The sequence below is a fragment of the Thiothrix eikelboomii genome, from assembly GCF_900167255.1.
In the GTDB taxonomy this organism is placed as follows: Bacteria; Pseudomonadota; Gammaproteobacteria; order Thiotrichales; family Thiotrichaceae; genus Thiolinea; species Thiolinea eikelboomii.
In genome coordinates, this window is sequence record NZ_FUYB01000002.1 from 309,948 (window position 1) to 327,477 (window position 17,530).

A 17,530-nucleotide genomic window follows, 5' to 3' on the forward strand; every position below is an offset into this window, starting at 1 on the left:
TATTTGATTTCTAAGCTGCCTATCCGGCAGTGAACGTTTTATAGCGCTGTGCATCGCTTAATTTAGATTTCTAAGCTGCCTATCCGGCAGTGAACGGAATTGACAATGCAGCGATAAGTTTTGATCCTTTCTAAGCTGCCTATCCGGCAGTGAACATTTACCTTGCTATTTCAATACCTAATTCACATTTCTAAGCTGCCTATCCGGCAGTGAACTCGATGATGGTAAGCCCCATCACGATAGGACGTTTCTAAGCTGCCTATCCGGCAGTGAACAGTAACTATAACGCGATAAGTCCTCGTTTTTCAAACAAAAAAAGGGGAATTTTAGCATTTACCCCTTTTTTTAAGTGGTTCGCTAAGTCATTGATTGTTAAAGAGCGATTTTGATGCTGCCAAAATTGGGGTAGCAATTAGTTATTTGAGCATACTACTAAAACCATAATACTTAAACGATGGTCGAGCTGTTAATGCTTGCCACAACGGTTGGGTGAGATGCCACACTTCCTAGGCGGGTAGGCTTGGCTTTGGCTTAAATACGCTCACACAGCTCAATTAAAAAATCCAAAAAGGCGCGCGTTTTATTCGAAATCAAGCGGCGACTCGGATAAATCGCAGAAATCACCGACACCGACGGTTCAAACTCAATATGCTCAAAGACGCGAACCAATTCGCCCGTCGCTAGATGCTGCCTACAATAAGGGTCAGGTACGAGTGCTATACCAAACCCATTTAATACCGCCGAACGCACTGCAATAGGATCATTGACGCTAATCATTTTTTTATTCAAGGTCAGGATTTTCTTTTGCCCCTCAATGCGAATCGGGAAAGATTTCCCCACATAACGCTTTTCACACAGGTGGATATGTTGGAGTAAATCCTCAAGGGTGTTGCCTAATTCATTTCTCTTAAAATAGTCTGGGCTAGTCACACACCATAGCGTGCTGTCATAAAGCTTTTTCACCATTAAATCCGAATCATTCAGCGAACCAATGACCACGGCTAAATCAATCTGTTCACGAATAATATCCACCGGATGACTGGTAATGAGTAGCTCTAAATCAATTTGTGGATAGTGAGCACGAAACTGGCCTAAATGTGGAGCCACAATCTCACGTCCAAACGCCATCGGTAAAGCAATCACTAAGCGTCCGCTGGGCACTGTTTTAAAACCCGCCATCACCGCATTGGCCTCATTGACTTGTTCCATAATCAATAGGCAATGCCGATAAAATGCCTCACCCTCGCTAGTAATTCGTAAGTTGCGCGTATTGCGGGTTAATAAGCGCACACCTAAATCATGCTCTAAACGGGCAAGTGCTTTGCTGACGGCGGATTTAGAAATCTGTAAATAATCAGCTGCACTGGATACGCCATTGTGCTCAACAACCGCCACATACAACGGTACATTATCTAAGTTCCACGCCATAGCTTCCTCCTTCATTGTTTCCAATTAGAAACAGTGTATCTTTGATTATCATATTGTTTCCAAAAAATTCCAACCCTATGATGCATCAAATTCGATACTTGACTATGAAAACGCACTGATCCTAGGCAGTGACCAGGAGGAGATAAACATGGCTCAGATTATCGGCGGGATCGGCGCCTCACATTCACCGACCATCGCCTTCGCAAAAGACACGAATAAAGCCAATGACCCTGCTTGGGCTCCGATTTTCGAGGGCTTTCAAGCCGTGAAAAACTGGGTGGCTGATCAGCAGATTGATGTGCTATTTATGATTTTTAATGATCACATCACCTCCTTCTTTTTTAATCATTATTCTGCCTTTGTACTCGGTGTGGACGATCAATACATACCCGCCGATGAAGGCGGTGGTGCACGCGACTATCCACCGATCAAGGGGCATCTTGAACTCTCGCGTCATATTGCAAATGCCTTAGTTGCTGATGAATTTGATCTGTCCTTCTTCCAAAAGAAACCTCTCGATCATGGCTTATTTTCGCCGTTGTCGATGATTATTACGGATCAGCCTAGCTGGCAAGGTAGCGTGATTCCACTCCAAGTCGGGGTATTGCAAGCACCGATTCCGAGTGCTCGACGCTGCTACAAACTCGGCAAATCCTTACGTAAAGCAATTGAAAGTTACCCTGAAAACTTGCGTGTAGCCATCGTGGCAACTGGCGGTTTATCCCATCAAGTTCATGGTGAACGCTGCGGTTTTAACAATACCGCTTGGGATGACGAGTTTTTAGAGCTACTTGAACATGCACCTGAACAACTCACTCAATTACGGTTAGCTGACTATATTGAACGGGGTGGCATGGAAGGTGCAGAAGTCATTATGTGGCTGGTGATGCGCGGTGCACTTTCCGACACAATCAAGCGCACCCATTGCAGCACTTACCTGCCCTCGATGACTAATATCGCCACCGTGATTTTTGAGGACTTAGCTGAGCCTGCCAGTCCTGCTGAAATCGCTGCGTATCAAGCCTATATCAACCATGAATTAGCAGGCGTAGATCAACTACAGGGTACTTATCCTTTTACCCTCGAACGCAGCCACACGGCTTACCGTTTAAATGATTTCCTACATCGGTTAGTCATTCCAGAGCATCGCAAACGCTTTGTGAGCGAGCCTGAAGCTTTATTTGAAGCATTCCAACTCAGCCCTACAGAGCGCAGTCTAATTCGTGAGCAGAATTGGCTGGGGCTGATTCGCTACGGCGTGATTTTCTTCATACTGGAGAAAATGGCAGCAGTATTAGGGTTATCCAATCCACACATTTACGCCAGTATGCGCGGCGAAGATCTATCGACTTTTTTAAAAACCCGCAAGCTACCTTTGCAATATTCTGTCGCTGGCCATACGCAAGCACAAACCACACAACCGTTAGACCCGACGTGAGACGACTACACAAAAACTCTGGACCAACATTGAGCAACTCAATAACGAATATAAGCGGGTGAAGCTATTGGGGATTTGGAATAACCCTGAATCCGTGCTGATGACTAAAGACAAACCGATTAAATCACTGGAAGATTTAAAAGGCCTAAAAATTCGAGTGTCTTCGCGCAATGTCGGTGACTTATTAACCGCATGGGGTGCTTCACCTGTTTCTATGCCGATCACTGAAGTCTACAACTCGATGTCAACCGGCGTCATTGATGGCGTTTACACGGATGCCTCTGTCTTACAAAGCTTCAAGCTCAATGAGGTCACCCAATACGTAACCAAAGGCATGCACTCTGCACTGTCCCCTCAATTCCTGATTATGAACCGCGACTCATGGGAGGGTTTGGACGAGGCTGGCAAAGCGGCCATGACTAAGCTCACCGGCGTAGAAATGTCTGAAAAAGGCCGCAAAATTCAAGCGGATCATGCCGAGGCTGCACTTAAAGCTTTCACTGAAAATGGTAAAGAAGTGATAACACTCTCTGAGACTGAGGCCGCAAAATTCAATGCAGCCTCTGCTAAATTGCTCGATCAAGCTGTGGCTGATTTGGAAGCTAAAGGCGTGAAAGCGCAAGACTTCGTGTCTGCTTTAAAACAGTGAGAACCTTATGTCTGAACCAACTACCGGTCAACCCTTGATCGCTAGTCGCTGGGTACGTGTGCTTGATCTAGCCGCGTATCTATCGGGCATCTTGCTGCTTGGCATTATGCTCTTGGTGGCGACAGCGGTGTTCTTTCGTTATTTTCTGCATCAACCTATTCTCGGCTCACAAGAGATCGTGCAGCTGGGCATGGTATTGGTAGTGATGCTGGCTATTCCCTCTACCGCAGCACACGATCTGCATATTCGTGTTGATCTATTGGATAAAGCTTTAGGTAAAGGTGGGCGTTTCTTTGCCGATTTATTGGGACGAGTCTTAGGTATTGTCGTGCTGTCGCTGATGGTTTGGCGTTGTGTACTTAAGGCCTTTGACACCTACGAATATGCCGATACCACGAATATGCTCGCCTTACCTTTGTGGCCGATTTATGCAGTTATTGCAGCAGGCATGGGTATGTATGCTGTGATCCTGCTGGTGGAAATCATCGCCCCATTCAAAACCCGAGGGCTAACTCATGACTGAAGGTATGATGGGTATTATCGGCATTATTGGCTTATTAACGCTCTTGGGCTTACGGATGCCCGTTGGCATGTCTTTACTGGTCGTGGGCTTCTTTGGAATTTGGGCCTTGGATGACTTTAAAGCGGCTACCGCTGCTTTAGCCTCTGAAACCTTTTCCGCCACCTCGTCTTATTCAATGTCAGTGATTCCTCTGTTTATCTTAATGGGGAATATTGCGGGACAAGCAGGTTATAGTCAGCGACTGTATGAAAGCGCGCATGCTTGGGTCGGGCATTTACGTGGCGGCTTAGCTTCAGCAACGATTTTAGGCTGTGCCAGCTTTGCAGCGGTGAGTGGTTCGTCGGTGGCCACAGCAGTCACAATTGGTAAAGTCGCACTCCCTGAAATGAAGCGTTATGGCTATAGCGATGGTTTGGCCACTGACTCAGTCGCAGCGGGTGGTACGCTCGGAATTTTGATTCCACCGTCCACAGGGTTTGTGCTATATGCAATTCTGACCGAAGAGTCGATTGGTAAATTGTTTATGGCCGGGATTATTCCGGGCTTGCTGCTGACTTTATTATTTATTGCGGTGATCTATGTCACTACCCTGATCAACCCTCAAGGTAGATCAGGCGCAAAAACTACAAGCTCTGAGAAGTTAACTGCTTTATGGCGGGCAACACCGCTATTATCTGTGATTTTCATCTCGATTGGTGGGATTTACTTTGGGGTGTTTACCCCTGAAGAAGCCGCAGGGGTTGGAGCATTCTTAATTTTATTGATGGCTTTATTCTCACGGAAAATAGGCCTGCGTGATTTAGCACCCATCCTACTCAATACAGTTCGCACCACAGCGATGCTCTATCTGATTATTATCGGTGCTAGTGTGTTTGGGCCGTTCTTAACTTTGACGCATATTCCTGCGACTTTAGGGGAGTCATTAGGTCTGTTAGGTCTTGGCATGTACGGCACTTTATTGGTCATTGTCTTAGGCTATATTGTGCTGGGCATGTTTTTTGATGGCTTAGCCATGCTAGTAATTACCCTACCGATTGTATTCCCGATCATTACAGGCATGGGCTTTGACCCGATTTGGTTTGGTGTAATTGCCGTGATTGTCGTGGAGATGGGGCTAATTACGCCACCCGTAGGGATCAATGTGTTTGTGGTTAAAGGCATCGCCACCGATGTACCGATGGCGACCATTTTCAAAGGTGTATTGCCGTTTTGGTTCGCAATGGCTGCCTGCTTGCTGATTCTAACGGTATTTCCAGAGCTTGCGCTGTTTTTGCCGAACCGGATGCAGTGAAACTAGGCTCGGCTGAGCCAACGACTTGGCCGAGCTGCTAATCCTCAAACCTCACCAGCTCCATCACTATTTTCCCACCCTTGTAGACTTCCGTATCCAAAGGCTCTTCACGCTCTAGCTTCACTAAACCGACCCCCGGTGCATACCATTCACGAGTGGTAATCGGCACAATCGAGTTACCTTTGCGAGCATCGGCGTATAATGACAAATCGGTTTGCCCCTCAACTAACACACAATGGCTAAATTGACCTGCAGGCAACTCCACCGTTTCATCCAAACTCAAGACCGTATAAGTCATCGGGAACTGCAAGCTATCCGCAGTCATTACATCCTGCCCCTCAAACACCCGCTCAATCAAATAAGGCTGGGAAATCGTTGACCAAGTTTTGCCTTTGGCATGAGCAATCGGTAAGGGTAATACCATGCGTGGAATAGCATCGCTCTGTGGTTTAGCTTCCACTAAAGTGCGCTTGGCAACACGATAAATACCCTCCGTTTGTTGAGTCAGATAATAATCCGTACCATCGCTAGTACTGCGTATACTCACTTGTTGCTCTTTGAGCACCGTCTTACCTGTGACTTCAATGATCAAAGTTTTCGTAACAAGGCGCTGTGGGTGCTCAATCGCCACTTGATACTCCCAACGCAAGCCTTGATTCAAAGGGAAATAATCATCTTCCGCTGGCTGATCGCAAGCGGGCAGTAGACCTAAACACAATAAAGTTAAACTTAAGCGCCACATGCTCATTTCTCTGGCAAAGCAGGATCAGGTAGCTCGGTAAACTTGAGCTTTTCATGCACCTGCCCCAATTGGCGCAAATTCACAGGAGCCGCATTTTGGATTGGTTTATTCCGCTCCTTCACCCCAATTTGTACATTGCCATTACGTTGATTGCGCAGTGCATCTTGCAAGGATGAATGCAGCTCCCGATCATACGGAACCAGATAAGCACGTGGCTCACCCGCCGGTTTATTCCCCTGAAGATTTGAGGCCCAAATAAAAATCCGCCCAGTACTTCCCTGCTCTTGATCCGGTTCTTCAATCACCGAGGCATGCAATAAAAACTTATCCGGTAACTCCACGGCACTCGGCCAACCTTGCACTTGCTTCCAACCTTGATAGCTGAGCCAATACAAGCCCGCTGCAGCGATGACCAAGAGTAATTTAAGCCACCACGGTAGGCGCGCATACAGCAACACCAAAACTAATAGCGCTACTAGAAAAATATAAGCGACCACTAGCAACATGAGGATTTCATTCATATTTTCCCTCCTAGCACTAAAGATTTTTGCAAAGTATTAATGGCAGTGACTTGCCCCTGTGGCGTAATACTAAAGCGCACAGCGGTTCGCTCCTCACCTTCACGCTGCAAAGTCGTGGTCGCATAATGCAAAACCTTTAAAGTCGGATTAACTTCCGCCAAATAAACCGTGACCGGTATCGCCTGTAGGGTCTGGCTACGGTAGTAATGAATATTCACGATAAACTCACCGGCGGGGCGACCCCGAATACTGACGATTTCTTGATTGAGTGGATTAACGATTTCTTTGCCATCAATCAATTGCATGTCGTTTACCCTACCCCGATCATCTCGATCCAAATGCATCAGTCCTTCTTGAGGGCGCTTAAACCAAATCAATTGCCCCTTCGGTCCTTCTACCCAAGTATCAATATCATCAGGGCTATGATCCGGCCAACTCACCGTAATCATGAACTCGGCTTTAGGATTAATGATTCCGGTTTTCGCGGTCGGGTTCATCAGTAATAAAGCAATCAAAAACAGAAAGGTAAAGGTCAATAGCGCGTTAAAGAGTAGATCGGTAAAAGGATCAATATCCAAACGTTCGCGTGGCTTAAACAGTGCCATCAGCGACCTCAGGATTCGTATTCGCTTCGAGGGTTTCCGTCGCTAATGGCAGCTGGCTGGCTTGGATAGCAGCAATCAGAATTTGATCGGCGGTTCGATCCAAGATTAAATACTGCAAACCCAACAGACTACTGGCAACCAAACCAATGATGGTCGTATTCAGCGCAATCTTCATCCCTTGGGTCATTTGCTGCATCAGGGTTTGTACTTGAGCAATGTCTAGAGAAGATAGTTCGGTCATTGAGCCTAGCATCATCACAAACCCCACCACAGTTCCTAGCAAGCCCAATTTGATCAATAAACCAGTGATAAACCAACCCACCTGATGCTGCCCACGTAAGGCCTCACCTAATAACTCAGCAGTCAGTTGTTTATCTTGTGGCTGAGGCAACGCCTGCAATTCTTGTAAATAGCCGAATATTAAGCTATCAGCGGTTTTATGTGGATGCCGCTGTGGCCAAGCCACCAATACCTGAATTTGTTGCGCTAGAAATAAACTACGATAGCCACAATGCAAGCAAGTGAGTAAAAACAAGGCCACCATGAAGGGGCAAAGATAGGTATTATCGGTGGCAAACATGACTTGTAGCAAACCCTGATCCCAGAGGATCACGAGGCTCACTAATAGCAAACTGAACAGCCACAACCATTGCAACGGTAACACCCAAGCATGTTTTGTCATTCAGTCTCCTTAAGCTCTGACTATCCCTGACCTCATTTCTGATCAAATGGCTGCGGCTCACTATTCACTAACGGCCAACCGGCTGCTTTCCAACCATCAATCCCCTCTTTATACCAATACACATGCTGATAACCATAAGCACGCACCCGCTGCACTGCATTCCACGACATCCAGCAATCGGCGACACAATAAAAGACGAGGGGTCTATTCAAATTTCCTGCGGTAAGCTGTGCAAGTTGCGCCTTAAACCAAGCTTCAATCTTAGGTTCAAGCGTCCCATAACCGGTATTGGGCAACCATACACTCTGCGGTAAATTAAAATGGGGTTCATTCACTAGCCAAGTTGCCCCAAACTCCTGATCCTCCCGTAGGTAGACTGCCATCACATCAATCAACACAGGCTGCTCAGTTTCAATCAAGGTTTTTAGCTCGGCGGTAGCGAGAGTCACTCCCTGCGGTACACAAGCGGGCGTGGGGCTACGATAATGATCTAATTTTAAACCCGTGGGCATCTCTCGGGTGCGCACACATTCATTGGCATAGCAACTCGCTAAGCCAAAGCCAATAATGAATAACCAAACTCTCATTCAGCTTGCTTGGCAGGTTTTAATTGTTCGGTTTCTAAGGCAGGGTATAAATGTGCGACTGAACGGCGTAATTCACTCTGCGCCAAAGCCACGGCTTTAAAATCAGCAGGAATCGGGGTCGCCATCACCTCATTCATATCCAAACCATTGGCAGCAGCTTGCTGTAGGATGGTTTGCAACCACACTAAATAGGCGCGAGTTTGTGCAATCGGCTCAGCATCTTGAGTGATTTTGCCATGCCCGGGGACTAATACTTTGAAAGGCAGCTTCAATAACTGTTCTAATGAGGCTAGCCAGTCGATGATTTCAGCATGGGGTGTGGTGGCCGCACGGTTGTTGAACACTAAATCACCCGCAAATAAAACCCCAGTCGTATGATCAAAAATAGCTAAATCACCCTGGGTATGCCCCTTAAAAGCCAAAACCTCTAACTCATGCCCACCAAGGGTTTCCTTACCAACCTGAGCGACTTGATTCGGTGCGACCACACTAGTATCTCGCATCCAATCCCCAATCAGTCGATACATATTTGAGCTGAACATCTCCCCTTCTCGCTGCACACCCTGAGTCGTGGCGGGCAGTGCATAAATAGGCAGCTCACTAAAGGCCTGATTCCCTAGAAAATGATCGGGATGATGATGTGTAATATAAACACGAATAACTTTTTTACCCGTCGTTTTTTCAATTAAAGCCCGTTGTTGCTCACCAAATCGCCGTGACGCTCCCGTATCAATCACCACCACCCCGTCTTGAGTGACGATATAACCGGAATTGACAATAAAACCGCCATTGTCCTTGGAAAAATCCTCAGTTTTGCCTTCCAAAACAAAGGTATCAGTGGCGATCTGTTGTGGCTGCAAGGGATAATCAAAACCAGCCGCTGCTAGCTCTACACTGATGACTAAACTAGCAACTGCCCACAGCCAATGCCTCATCGCCCCACCTCAGCTTGAATCCGATTGCCATTATTGTCCCGCCCTTCTAATTTGAATTCAGTTTGTTTAGCCACATCAAAACTGAGCATTGGGTTTTCACTCAATGGCTCAAACAAATCTAACTCCGCTAATACTTGATCGTCTTGACTCAAGACCTTAAGGTTTTCAATATGAAAGGTCGGAATACCTGAGGCTAAGCCCGTATCCATTGGATGCATGAGTCGCACCCGCAAACGATTCGAGCCATCAGGGCGCTGCCACACATTGGCAGACACCTTACCCAAAGTTTTAGTCCAATCCCCTGACGAAGTACCGACACTCGGCAAAGTACAACCGCCCCCCGCTGCATTCACCCACACTCCACCCACATGCCAGAGACCATCAGCAGTCTTAGCAGCTACATGAATGGGGCTGCCTTGCTGGAGCTTCATCCGAAAGCCTAAATTAGGCCGCATCACTTTCGGACGAAACCGCAGTACTTGCGGGAGCGGATTCAGATCCGCCACTACTACAATCTCTTGTACTGAATCCAAGCCTTCCACTTGGAAGGATACCGGTACATTTAAGGAATCCTCGGCATCCGGTGGGGCTTCAACTTTAACCTTACCATCAAACTGATAAGGCTCACCTTTGAGAAAACGCTGGTGCACAAACTCCCACTGCGGGGAGTTTAAGGGATCAGGTTCATCGGCCCAAACCCAAGGACTGAGCAGTGAACTGAGAACGAAAACAAGGAAAGGTCGCATAGCTACCTCAGTTTTTAGTACTTAGCTCAGGTGGTGTCGCCGGGGGAGTATAAGTGACTTTATACTGCTCAAAAATTTTCTTGACGGTACCGTCCTTTACCAAAGCCGCCATACTTTCATTCACTGCTTTAACAAGCTCTTCATTATCTGCTTTAACGGCAATACCCATCGCCCAATTAGAACGCGCTAAGCCGGGGGTGATTAAGGATTGAATCTGCAGGGTTTCAGGGCGCTCTTGCAGCAAACCCTCTAATTCGCCACGTGGCCCCATAATTCCAGTCACCTCACCCGCTTTTAATGCCGCGACGGCTTTGGTTAGGCTATCAAAATGGCGAACGCTTTTACTCAACTGCCCTTGCATCGCTTCTAATAAATACAAATCACTGAGGGTATCGACTTCGACACCAATCGGTTCACTCATAAAATTAGCCAGAGTAGGCTGCTTACCGACTTTATTGGTATCAAAAGCAAACGCAATTTGCTCCAATTGATAAGGTGCGACGAATTTCACTTTATCGACTTTTTCTGAGAAGGCATTATCAACGGGCATATGCAACATCAAATCTGTTACCCCACCCCCTAAATAATGACCTTTCCAGACATTATTTCGTAAATCATCTTCGACATTTTCATCCGCACCGACCAAACGAATTTGGCTGCTGACACCGAGTTTAGCGGCTAAAGCATTAGCGATTTCAACATCAATACCGGATTGCTTACCCTCACTGATATAAGAGTAAGGCGGGAAATCTTTATATAAAGAAACGCTTAAAACACCTTTATTTTTAACCTCATCTAAACCAGCCGCGACTAGGCTGGAAGTGACTAGGCTTAAACTTAAAGCTAGGCTTGCTAACACTCGTTTATTCATAGCCTCTCCAACTATAAATACTGATCTACTGATTAAATACCACCGCAAACAGCGGTGGCAAACTCACACCTTGTCATACCCAGTCTAATTGGTAGCAGGCTTAGCGGGATCGCTAGCAGGTGCGGGTGCTGCCGCATTAGTCGCGGTCTCTTTGCCTAAATCAACCCCTGCTTTCCCAAATATATAGGTGATCGCTTCGCTGAGTTCTTGTTCGGTCAGGCTAGGATCACCACCTTTCGCGGGCATTTGATTTAAACCCGTCGAGCTTGAGGCGATCAAACCTTGTAAACCTTTCGCCGCACGTGCTGCCCACGCGGCTTTATCATCAATTTTAGGTGCATTTAAAATACCCGCTGTATGGCACGCAGTACACACCGTATTGAAAACTTGCTCACCCGTCCGTGCCACTGTAGGCACTGATGGACTAGCACTGGCTGCCGGAGCTGAAGCTGGAGCAGCTGCCGTTGCAGTGGCTGTTGCTGGAGCATCCACAGAGACCGACGCTAACCAACTACGAATCGCCCACAGCCCTTCTTGCTTGACGACACCATCAAACTTTGGCATATAAGTGACACCGTTACGAATAGCACCATTCACCATCCGCTCTTTAAAAATCTCATCACCTTCATCACCTAAAGGTAATTTCTCCCGTAAATCTGGGGCAATACCGCCAGATACTGCCTCAATACCGTGGCAACGCGCACAGTTTTGTGCATAAGCATGTTTACCAATCTCAATAGCCTTTTCATTACCTGGATAAGGATTTTTTTCCAACCAAACGGTGTCCGAGTCTTTAATCGGCTCTAAACCCGTAATATCAATTGGCTGCGGAGTGACATCTCCATGAGCCCAAACTTGTAGGGTAGTTGCCAATAAAAGCGCACCACAAATCCGCGTCAAAACCAACATGCGTTGCATTTGTTAAATAACCTCAAATCATTTGTATCGGTAACGAATCACTAAAAGGGGCAGGCAAGCTACCCCTTTTAACTTAAAACTAGGAAGGCGCTTTGGGTAGTTTAAAGACCCACAAACTACCGCCTTGATTTAAGTGCTTAACACTTTTAGCGACTTCGCCACCCCATAAAGGCACAGCACCACCCCAACCCGAAGGCACTGCGACAAACTGCTCACCATCTTGTTCCCAAGTAATCGGGCAACCAACTACCCCTGAGCCAGTTTGGAATTTCCATAGCTCATTACCAGTTTTAGCATCAAAGGCTTTTAAATAACCTTCTGGTGTACCTGTAAAAACTAAATTACCCGCTGTAGTTAATACTCCACCCCATAAAGGCGCTTTATTTTTGGCTTCCCACGCAACCTTACCTGTCTTTGGGTCGATTGCACGTAAAGCACCAATATAATCTTCGTTCAGTGGTTTAATCGTAAAACCAGCACCTAAATAAGCAGCGCCCTTTTTATAACTGATCGGCTCATTCCAAATATCCATACCCCATTCATTGGCAGGCACATAGAATAAATCCGTATTCGGGTTATAAGCCATTGGCATCCAGTTTTTACCACCTAAGAAAGAAGGCGCAGAAAATACGGATTGGCCTTTATCAGCAGCACTTGGTGCACCAGGGCGATTTGTATCATCATACTCAGGGCGGCCTGTTTTTAAATCAATGCCCTTAGCCCAAGTGATCTTATTCACAAATGGACTCGCACTGATTAACTGGCCATTAGTACGATCTAATACATAGAAGAAACCATTCCGATCAGCATGGCCACCCGCTTTGATAACCTTGCCATCAGCTTGTTTTAAATCGAAAGAGACAAACTCATTGACTCCATCAAAATCCCAACCATCATGTGGTGTCCATTGATAATGCCATTTGATTTTGCCGTCATCAGGATTAATTGCCAAAATCGAAGAGGAATATAAGTTGTCACCGGGGCGTAAATGCGAGTTCCAAGGCGCTGGATTGCCTGTTCCGAAGAATAATGAATTGGTTTCGGCATCATAAGTTCCGCCTAACCAAGTCGCTGCACCACCGGTTTTCCACAAGTCGCCCGGCCATGATTTATTAGTCTCGCCAGTAATGCCATTGTCTTTACCGTCCAAAGTCCCCATATGGCCTTCAACAGTCGGACGCATCCAAACTAATTTACCCGTTTTTGCATCACGCGCTTCAACTTTACCCACAATACCAAATTCACCACCCGAGACACCGGTAATGACTTTACCATTCACAATAATCGGAGCAGCGGTATTGGAATAACCAGCTTTATAATCCTCCATTTTCTCTTTCCAAACCACTTTACCCGTGTCTTGTTCAAGAGCCACTAATTGCGCATCGAGGGTAGAGAAAATAAACAGATTATCATACAGCGCACCACCACGATTCACCACATCACAGCAAGGTAAAATACCATCTGGTAAGCGATGATCATATTGCCATAACTCTTCACCTGTTTTTGCATCGACAGCAAAGACCCGTGAATAAGAAGCCGTTACGAAAATTTTTCCATTATGAACTAAAGGCTGAGCTTCTTGGCCGCGTTGCTTTTCATCACCATAAGATAATACAAACGCAGGTATTAAATTTTTAACTGTTTCAGTATTGAGTTTATCGAGTGGACTAAACCGCTGGCCTTGCAAACCGAGACCATAGCTCACCACGTCATTGGTTGTGGTTGCATCATTGGCAATATCTTGATCATTCACTGCCGCCATTAACGGTGCAGCATATAAAGCAGCACTAATAGCCGATGCTAATAATACCTTACGTAACAACTCGCCAGACTTCATACTAGAGTCTCCTCTCCAATAGTAATTGTATAAAGAAATTGTAATGTGACTCCCATTACACTACGGCCATCTGACAGCGATCATAACGGGTGATTGGTTGGGAAAAGGTTGGGGAATTAGGCTTAGTTTTAGTTATTCATTTAATACGCTTAATACGCTGACATCAACACCCACAAGACACGAGCCTAGCTTGCCTAGACCCGTGTACTCAGGATTTAACTCATGACCATTTGGGCTTATCGACCAACTCTGCTAAGCGCTCACGGACTAGTTCACTGCCGCCTGTGCTTCTACACAGCTTATCCATCAGTAAAGTAGCGTCCTCGCAAGAGCTAAGGGCTTTATCCATCACTGCATCAATACAATGTCGCCACTCCTCTAATTCTGGTGAATTGGATTGCACTAAAAAACTGCCTTGATAGAGCGTGAAAGCCGAGCTGGTATGGTTATGATGGAGTGCTTGCCAAACTTGAATAAAATCGGCCCAAACTGAAATTTGCAAACGATACGGCCGTGAACCAATTTGCCCATCTAAAATTCGCCGTAAATGCGACAGCTCAGCTTTTAAGGTAGAAAGGGATACCGATTGCTCACCGTATAAAGCCGCATGTAACCCCTCAAGACTCAAACCTTGTGGATTCAGGGCTAACAGTGAAAGGATCTCAACTTGACGCAGTGGCAAATGTAAGGTCTTACCTCGAAAAATCACTCTAGCTTGGCCTAAAGCATAAATTTCTAATTCGGCTTTAGGTAAATTTTGTGGCAAACCTTGTGCAATTGAACGGGCGATTTCCGTGACAGCAGCCTGCCCCAAAGGCGTATGCCGTCGCCAAGTGGTTGACATATCTAAGACCCCCACCAGCTCACCCGATTGGGGATGCAAAATCGGTGCAGCATAACAAACCCAGTCATGAACAAACGGCTGATAATGCTCGGAAGAAAATACCGTGACGGGACGCTTGAGATTTAAGGATAAACCGACCGCATTGGTGCCGACCGAACGCTCATCCCACCAACCACCTGCCGTGAAATTAACCGACTCCGCTCGGCTACGCATGTGCTGACTCGCCAAAGTCCATAATAGACGCCCCTGTGGATCAGCGATAGCGGCAACTAGTTCACCTTCTTTAGCTAATTGCTTAATTTGCTCTTGTTCGCGTTGTACCGCTTGGCTAAGAATCGAGCCTTTCCACATTTGCTGAGTAACATACAGATCATCAGCCGGTGCTGAACCCTGACGTGGCTGAATATATTGCGCACTGCGCTGCCAAGACGAAGCTATATCGTCACGTACTGGAATCTTGACTCCTCCGCTCGCACCAGACACAAACCGATTCCATTGGCTATCAATAACGCTGCGTCGCTTAAGTAACGACTCTGCGCCCATTTCTAAACTCTTGAGGACCTGCCCCATACACCTCCTCCTGCGTTGTAAGCATAAAATCTGTGCTCTATCGAGAACTTCGCGTCATTCAGAGTGAACCTCTCACTCTGATTTTGCAAGCTTTTCTGGAACTAGCCGCAGTTATTATTGAATTATTAACAGGGTTAGCAACACTTGGCTCAGGCTCAGCTTACTCTATATTTTCTATGATTTTTTGTCTTTTTTATCCTTTTCTGAGTTTTTAAGTTTTTATCTTTCTATCTCTGTTTATCTTTTTCTAAACAGGAGAGGCTTAGAACTGATCAGGTTCAGTTGGCTAGTATCAATCGCCTGCCCAATCAAATGGTGATGGGGTGATTTTGCACAGGTTGGATCGGCATTCTTGGGGTCACCCGTCAGTTTAAACGCTTGGCAATGACAACCTCCAAAATCTTTTTCCCGTTCATCGCAACTACGGCATGGCTCTTTCATCCAAGCTTCGCCCCGGAAATAATTAAAAGCCGATGATTCGTACCAAATCCAGTCTAAATCATGCTCACGCACATTATGCAATTCTAACCCCGGCAAGCTACGTGCTGAATGGCAAGGTAGTGCTAAACCATCTGGAGCAACTGCTAAAAATACCCGCCCCCAACCGGCGACACAGGCTTTCGGGCGCTGCTCATAGTAATCAGGTACGACATAATAAATTCTCATCTGCCCTTTTAATTTTTCTTGGTAGCTCTTTGCTACCCGCTCAGCGGCCCGTACTTGTTCTAAGCTTGGCAATAAATGATCACGATTGGCTAAAGCCCAACCTTCAAACTGAGTGGTCGCCAACTCCACATAATCTGCCTGTAATTCCACCGCCAAATCGAGCATTTGAGCAACCCGATGCATATTTTGGCGATGAATAACAAAGCATAACACCATCGGATAACCACTGGCTTTCACCGCTCGTGCCATGTCTAATTTATGCTGAAAAGCCTTGGTCCCCGCCAGATAGTCATTCAGACTAGCATCATCGGCTTGAAAACTGATTTGAATATGATCTAGGCCTAATTCACGGAATTTTTCCACCCGCGCCGCATCCATGCCTACACCAGAGGTAATCAGATTGCTGTAATACCCAAGTTTCCGTGCTTCGCCAACCAGCACCTCTAAGTCTTTGCGGACTAAAGGCTCTCCCCCCGAAAAGCCTAATTGTGCCGCCCCGAGTTTGCGGGCTTGATGCAAAACTTTTAACCAAGTTTCGGTATCTAATTCATCTTTTTTCGGCACTAACTCCAGCGGATTACTGCAATACGGACATTGTAAAGGGCAAGAATGTGTGACCTCAGCCAATAACCAAAGGGGTGGTGGAATCTTAGCCATAACGAATCCAACCTTCCGCTTGAGCCTGAACTAAGAATTGCAATACATCCTCTTGCAACCCCTCGATTTCATAGTCGCGCTCAAGATCAGCAATCAGGGTTTGCACATTGCGTTGGCCATCACATAGCGCTAGCACTGCTGCAGCCGTATCATTTAACTGCACCATTCCTTCAGGATATAAAAGTACATGGGTTTGTTGCACTTCTTCCCACTGAAAGCGATAACCAGCGGCGAGTTTGGGTACACTCGTTAAATTTAACTCACTCATGCAGACTCCTTCACATTAAAATACGGTGGCATCTGCTGTACATAGGCCAAATAGATCGCATCCAGCATCGACCATAAAACATCTAATTTAAATTTTAGAATTTGCAAAGCCCGCTGTTGTTGTTCATAGCTAGTGAAATGTTGCAAGGTCAACGCCAAACCATGATCAACGTCCCGATGAGCTTCCGTCAAACGATTGCGAAAATATTGCAAACCCGCATTATCAATCCACGGATAATGATCGGGCCAACTTTGCAGACGCTGCTTATGCGCCGTTGGTGCAAATAACTCGGTCAGTGAAGAGCAAACACCTTCCTGCCAAGCTGCATCCCGCACAAAATTAATATAGGCATCGACCGCAAAACGCACGCCGGGTAAGACATGCCGCTGATCTAATAATTCCTCACGCGGTACACCGCAGGCCTCACCGAGACGAATCCAAGCTTCAATCCCACCATCGGAAATATGTGCAGCACTAGGTCCGCCATCATGATCTAAGATACGCTGAATCCAAATCCGGCGTACCTCACGATCAGGGCAATTAAAAAGCAGGGCGGCATCTTTGCGCGGAATCGTCAGTTGATAATAAAAGCGGTTGGCGACCCAGCCACGCAATTGCTCAGCATTGAGCTTGCCTTCATACATCATGACTTGAAAGGGGTGGTGAACATGATAATAGCGCCCTAAAGCGCGTAATTGCTGTTCAAATTCGGTGGGGGTCCAAGCGGTGGCCATGCACTAAGCTCCTCTTCT

Annotated in this window: 19 protein-coding genes and 1 CRISPR repeat array; of the genes, 4 read left to right on the forward strand and 15 right to left on the reverse strand. The window is 46.4% G+C overall.

Going from position 1 to position 17,530, the window contains the following annotated elements; translation table 11 throughout:
* Positions 1-7 precede the first annotated feature (7 nt).
* A CRISPR array of direct repeats spans positions 8-275; the repeat unit is 28 nt; unit sequence TTTCTAAGCTGCCTATCCGGCAGTGAAC.
* A 256-nt stretch (positions 276-531) separates the two neighbouring features.
* The gene (locus B5D50_RS03360) at positions 532-1,428 is read right to left on the reverse strand and encodes a LysR family transcriptional regulator (protein ID WP_159448559.1); all 897 of its coding nucleotides are present in this window, start codon (positions 1,426-1,428) and stop codon (positions 532-534) included.
* Positions 1,429-1,576: 148 nt separating this feature from the next.
* Between B5D50_RS03360 and B5D50_RS03365 the strand changes: the two genes are divergently transcribed.
* The 4 genes from B5D50_RS03365 to B5D50_RS03380 are packed head-to-tail and all read left to right on the forward strand — an operon-like array spanning position 1,577 to position 5,329.
* Complete coding sequence (locus B5D50_RS03365; protein ID WP_078921155.1) at positions 1,577-2,866, forward strand: gallate dioxygenase; 1,290 nt, start codon at positions 1,577-1,579, stop codon at positions 2,864-2,866.
* A gap of 28 nt (positions 2,867-2,894) precedes the next feature.
* A complete protein-coding gene (gene dctP / locus B5D50_RS03370) occupies positions 2,895-3,515 on the forward strand; it encodes a TRAP transporter substrate-binding protein DctP (RefSeq protein ID WP_078921156.1) in 621 nt (206 codons plus the stop codon).
* A gap of 7 nt (positions 3,516-3,522) precedes the next feature.
* On the forward strand, positions 3,523-4,038 hold the full coding sequence (locus B5D50_RS03375) for a TRAP transporter small permease (protein WP_078921157.1): 516 nt from the start codon (positions 3,523-3,525) through the stop codon (positions 4,036-4,038).
* Positions 4,031-5,329, forward strand: a complete 1,299-nt coding sequence (locus B5D50_RS03380; RefSeq protein WP_078921158.1) for a TRAP transporter large permease — start codon at positions 4,031-4,033, stop codon at positions 5,327-5,329. Before B5D50_RS03375 ends, B5D50_RS03380 begins: the two co-directional genes overlap by 8 nt.
* Before the next feature lie 37 nt (positions 5,330-5,366).
* Here the strand turns inward: B5D50_RS03380 and B5D50_RS03385 are convergent, their stop codons facing one another.
* The 14 genes from B5D50_RS03385 to pqqC all read right to left on the reverse strand — a co-directional run bounded on the left by B5D50_RS03385 (position 5,367) and on the right by pqqC (position 17,512).
* Entirely contained in the window at positions 5,367-6,071 is a 705-nt protein-coding gene (locus B5D50_RS03385) for a hypothetical protein (RefSeq protein WP_078921159.1), read from the reverse strand.
* Between the two features lie 2 nt (positions 6,072-6,073).
* On the reverse strand, positions 6,074-6,592 hold the full coding sequence (locus tag B5D50_RS03390) for a hypothetical protein (RefSeq protein ID WP_078921160.1): 519 nt from the start codon (positions 6,590-6,592) through the stop codon (positions 6,074-6,076).
* On the reverse strand, positions 6,589-7,197 hold the full coding sequence (locus B5D50_RS03395) for a hypothetical protein (protein ID WP_078921161.1): 609 nt from the start codon (positions 7,195-7,197) through the stop codon (positions 6,589-6,591). Before B5D50_RS03395 ends, B5D50_RS03390 begins: the two co-directional genes overlap by 4 nt.
* The gene (locus B5D50_RS03400) at positions 7,184-7,879 is read right to left on the reverse strand and encodes a MotA/TolQ/ExbB proton channel family protein (RefSeq protein WP_078921162.1); all 696 of its coding nucleotides are present in this window, start codon (positions 7,877-7,879) and stop codon (positions 7,184-7,186) included. Before B5D50_RS03400 ends, B5D50_RS03395 begins: the two co-directional genes overlap by 14 nt.
* Before the next feature lie 32 nt (positions 7,880-7,911).
* Positions 7,912-8,466 (reverse strand): PQQ-dependent catabolism-associated CXXCW motif protein, encoded by a 555-nt coding sequence (locus tag B5D50_RS03405; protein WP_078921163.1) that lies wholly within the window; start codon positions 8,464-8,466, stop codon positions 7,912-7,914.
* Positions 8,463-9,401, reverse strand: a complete 939-nt coding sequence (locus tag B5D50_RS03410) for a quinoprotein relay system zinc metallohydrolase 1 (protein WP_078921164.1) — start codon at positions 9,399-9,401, stop codon at positions 8,463-8,465. Before B5D50_RS03410 ends, B5D50_RS03405 begins: the two co-directional genes overlap by 4 nt.
* Positions 9,398-10,147, reverse strand: a complete 750-nt coding sequence (locus tag B5D50_RS03415; RefSeq protein ID WP_078921165.1) for a quinoprotein dehydrogenase-associated SoxYZ-like carrier — start codon at positions 10,145-10,147, stop codon at positions 9,398-9,400. The genes B5D50_RS03410 and B5D50_RS03415 overlap by 4 nt, the downstream gene beginning before the upstream one ends.
* Positions 10,148-10,154: 7 nt before the next feature.
* On the reverse strand, positions 10,155-11,018 hold the full coding sequence (locus B5D50_RS03420) for a substrate-binding periplasmic protein (protein WP_078921166.1): 864 nt from the start codon (positions 11,016-11,018) through the stop codon (positions 10,155-10,157).
* A gap of 84 nt (positions 11,019-11,102) precedes the next feature.
* Entirely contained in the window at positions 11,103-11,936 is an 834-nt protein-coding gene (pedF, locus tag B5D50_RS20590; RefSeq protein WP_234975786.1) for a cytochrome c-550 PedF, read from the reverse strand.
* Between the two features lie 79 nt (positions 11,937-12,015).
* A complete protein-coding gene (locus B5D50_RS03430; protein WP_078921167.1) occupies positions 12,016-13,773 on the reverse strand; it encodes a PQQ-dependent methanol/ethanol family dehydrogenase in 1,758 nt (585 codons plus the stop codon).
* A 220-nt stretch (positions 13,774-13,993) separates the two neighbouring features.
* The gene (locus B5D50_RS03435) at positions 13,994-15,187 is read right to left on the reverse strand and encodes a helix-turn-helix domain-containing protein (protein WP_234975787.1); all 1,194 of its coding nucleotides are present in this window, start codon (positions 15,185-15,187) and stop codon (positions 13,994-13,996) included.
* A 237-nt stretch (positions 15,188-15,424) separates the two neighbouring features.
* Entirely contained in the window at positions 15,425-16,510 is a 1,086-nt protein-coding gene (gene pqqE, locus B5D50_RS03445; RefSeq protein WP_078921169.1) for a pyrroloquinoline quinone biosynthesis protein PqqE, read from the reverse strand.
* Complete coding sequence (pqqD, locus tag B5D50_RS03450) at positions 16,503-16,778, reverse strand: pyrroloquinoline quinone biosynthesis peptide chaperone PqqD (protein ID WP_078921170.1); 276 nt, start codon at positions 16,776-16,778, stop codon at positions 16,503-16,505. The genes pqqE and pqqD overlap by 8 nt, the downstream gene beginning before the upstream one ends.
* Complete coding sequence (gene pqqC, locus B5D50_RS03455) at positions 16,775-17,512, reverse strand: pyrroloquinoline-quinone synthase PqqC (RefSeq protein ID WP_078921171.1); 738 nt, start codon at positions 17,510-17,512, stop codon at positions 16,775-16,777. The genes pqqD and pqqC overlap by 4 nt, the downstream gene beginning before the upstream one ends.
* Between the last annotated feature and the right edge of the window lie 18 nt (positions 17,513-17,530).